The sequence below is a fragment of the Paracoccus beibuensis genome (assembly GCF_026162625.1).
GTDB lineage: Bacteria > Pseudomonadota > Alphaproteobacteria > Rhodobacterales > Rhodobacteraceae > Paracoccus > Paracoccus beibuensis.
In genome coordinates this window covers 1-3031 of sequence record NZ_JAOTBD010000079.1, presented here as the reverse complement: position 1 = coordinate 3031, position 3031 = coordinate 1, and the positions used below count along the sequence as shown (strand labels likewise).

The 3031-nt window shown below is 65.1% G+C and carries 3 protein-coding genes and 2 pseudogenes; 2 read left to right on the top strand and 3 right to left on the bottom strand.

Annotated elements, in window-relative coordinates:
- Positions 1–443: 443 nt before the first annotated feature.
- Positions 444–1312: pseudogene (locus tag OC159_RS19765) on the bottom strand (LysR family transcriptional regulator); the annotation flags it as partial.
- Between the two features lie 397 nt (positions 1313–1709).
- Here OC159_RS19765 and OC159_RS19760 point away from each other — a divergent pair.
- Together OC159_RS19760 and OC159_RS19755 are read left to right on the top strand one after the other, a co-directional pair.
- Positions 1710–1880 (top strand): hypothetical protein, encoded by a 171-nt coding sequence (locus OC159_RS19760; protein WP_265502940.1) that lies wholly within the window; start codon positions 1710–1712, stop codon positions 1878–1880.
- Positions 1877–2473, top strand: coding sequence for an SDR family NAD(P)-dependent oxidoreductase (locus tag OC159_RS19755; protein WP_322626755.1), 597 nt, complete (start codon positions 1877–1879; stop codon positions 2471–2473). Before OC159_RS19760 ends, OC159_RS19755 begins: the two co-directional genes overlap by 4 nt.
- Here the strand turns inward: OC159_RS19755 and OC159_RS19750 are convergent.
- Positions 2410–2616, bottom strand: coding sequence for a hypothetical protein (locus tag OC159_RS19750; RefSeq protein WP_407674164.1), 207 nt, complete (start codon positions 2614–2616; stop codon positions 2410–2412). The two genes, OC159_RS19755 and OC159_RS19750, sit on opposite strands and share 64 nt — an antisense overlap.
- Positions 2617–2684: 68 nt before the next feature.
- Positions 2685–3031: pseudogene (locus OC159_RS19745) on the bottom strand (IS3 family transposase); the annotation flags it as partial.

Here is a 3031-nt window from a genome sequence, read left to right as displayed (position 1 = left end):
ACCCAGGGAAGTGAGAAACGAATTCTTGGCACACATTGCGAAACGCATTCCCATCAAACGATGAAAAGGACTTCGCAATACCGCCTCAGCTAAGCAACGTGGGGCTCAGACGCCGCTTACCGCAGATCTCCGTATGGTAGGTTTCTCCGATATCGGCTCTGCACGCCGCCAAAGTCACGCCGGCACGTCGCGCCGCACGGGAAACCGCCGAAACTCCGAGGTTTCTGGCGGTCAACGGCACGCAAGAAGGCTGAGGGCATCGTCGACAGAAGGCGGCGGCTTTGTCCTGTACTTCGTCCTTTCGGCCAACACCTTTCCGGTGTCGTGCCGCAACGGCCGCTTCCGAGAAGCCATACCACCCCACCTGGGGGAGCCTGATCGGCCGATGGGGGCCGCGATCCATTGGCGCACTCTCCAACGGTGGCATCCTGTATGGCCGTGTGCCTCACCAAATTGCGGAAGGCAGTGAAGCCTGCCGACGGGTTGCGGCGTCCGGGATAGTAAAGGCTCGAGCCCGGCCGGGGCGGGGTCCAGTCGTCGAGCAGCCCCACCAGGTGTCCGGCGGCGATGTTTTCAGCCACGTCTTGTTCGATGAAGAACCCGATGCCTGCCCCATCCAGCACGGCTGTCCGGGCGACGGCGGCCTCGTTCAAGGTTAGGCGGTCCGGAGCCTCGATCTGCACCGGCTCACCGTCGCGCTGGAACGACCAGCGGAACAGTGCGCTGTTCGGCAGGCGAACGCTGATGCAGTCGCGCAGGGGCAGATCCGCCGGGGTCAGGGGTTTGCCATAGGCCGCTACCCAATCCGGCGACGCGGGCACGGCATAGCGCTGCGGTCTCCCCAAATGCAGGGGATCATGTCGCGCGGCACCAGATCGGCGGGCGCAGCTCCAGATCGAACCCCTCCGCCACGATGTCCACCAGCCGCCCTTCAGTGACCAGATCGACCTTCATGTCCGGGTCTTGACGCAGGACGGCCAGGACCAGCGGCGTGATCTCTCGTCCTGCGTGAACCGACGCGTCGATCCGCAGGAGATCACCCGGTGTCCGGCGCTGCGACCGCACCGCCTCCATCGCTCCGCGGATCTCGGTCACGGCAGGAGTGATCCTCGACAAATTTGCGCCCTGCGTCGTTCAGGGACACGCTAGGCGTGGTGCGGTTGAAGAGGCGCTCGCCCACGGCGGCTTCGAGCCGCGCGATGGTGTGCGATAGCGGGGTGGTGGACATGTTCAGATCCCGTGCGGCCGCCCGGAACGAGCCGGGGCGTGCGATCGCCAAGACAGCCTCCAGCCGGTTCAACCCGCCATTCATTGTCGCGATCCGGTCATCTTCAGATGCCGATTTATCCTGAATATCCGCGTGACCGTCCAGCTCTATGTTGACCGGTAGGCGAAGCCGAAAGGAACAGTCATGCAGCTGACACGCCCCGTGACTACCTGTTTCACCGCTCGCGCGCCGCAGGACGCTGATGTGCTTGCCGCAGCGTGCAGGACGAGGGACAAAGCCATTGCGTCCCGCAGGCGATCCTAAACTGGTGGCTGACTGCCAAGGCCAAATATCACCATCGGGCCGACCCCATCGACGTGTCGCAGGCCTGAGGAAAGACTGTCGTCCCAGTGCCCGTCACCGGCGATTTTTCCGGCAGCCCGTTGGTGTTGTCCTTCACCTTCGGGCTTTCCAAGGACCATATCTCCCACCCCGAGATCGGATGATGCCCGAGTTCCTTACGCTGAAGAGCAAGCGAGTCCTGATCACCGGCGGCACGCAGGGCGCGAGCGCAGCCACCGTGGCGCTTTTTCATGAGCTTGGTGCGCAGGTTCTGACCACCGCGCGCAAGCCCGCGGGCCTGCCGGAAGACAGTTCGTCGCCGCCGATCTGACGAGTCTGGAAGGATGCCAGACAACTGCCGCGGGCGTGCAGGACCGGATTGGCGGTGCTGACATTATTGTCCACATGCTTGGCAGGTCCTCGGCTCCCGGCGGTCGTTTTGGGGCCTTGAGCGATGAGGAATGGCAAGCCGAGATCGCGCTGAACCTGCTGCCCGCACTGCGTCTTGGCCGAGCGCCGGTGCCGGGCATGGTCGCACAGGGCTCGGGCGTGGTGATCCACGTCACGTCAACCCAGCGCCTGCTGCCGCTCCCCGGGGCTACCACGGCCTATGCCGCAGCGAAGGCAGCCCTGTTGGTCTACAGCAAGAGCCTGTCGAAGGAAGTCGCGCCCCAAGGCGTTCGCGTCGTGCCCGTGGCACCGGGCTGGGGACACGCGCTGCTGCATGCCGCCCGACAGCCGCGGCGGCAGCGCGTCGGCCCAAGTCCCGAGGCCGACCTGATCCAACGTCTCCAACGCCCTCGCGCGCCATTCGGCAGCGGCGATGCCCTTGACCTTCAGGCCATAGGCGACGTTCTCGATTACGGTCCAGTGCGGAAAGTCACCGTGAAGGTGACGTCGCGGCGGTGCAGGCTGCGCATGTAGGGCACCAGGTTCATCGCCATCACCCCGGGCGCGAAGCTGCGGTCGGGCGTCACGATCTCGATCCGTGCGCCGGTCGCAGCGATGGCATCGGCGGCCTGCAGGCCCGCGTCGTCGAAGACCAGCACGTCCTGTCCGGGCTTCACATCCCCCAATGATGTCTCAGGCCGAACAGACCAGGTCGTTCCCCTCGGCCAGAACATCGGTTTTAGGTAGACCGCCGGGCCAACTCGGTCCCGTTGTCGCTGACGATACAGTCGGGCTTGCCGTAGATCCGCACCGGTGCATCCAACGCGCGGGCCACCCTGGCGCCCCAGATGCAGGTGTCGGCGATCAGACACGGGTTCTCGCGGCAGCAGTCGTCGATCACCGCCAGGATCCGGAAGTTGCGCGACGCCCCGAACGTGTCCGCCACGAAGTCCAGCGACCAACGCTGGTTGGGCATCAGGGCCAGCAGCATCGGCGTTCGTGCGCCTCGGGCACGCTTGCGGCCACGCCGGCGCCGGACCGACAGCCCTTCATCGAGATAGAGCCGATACAGCTTCTTCGGGTTCATCAGCA

Coding starts and splice junctions, on each gene's coding strand:
- OC159_RS19760 (WP_265502940.1), top strand. CDS start 1,710: ATGATGCCCGAGTTCCTTACGCTGAAGAGCAAGCGAGTCCTGATCACC.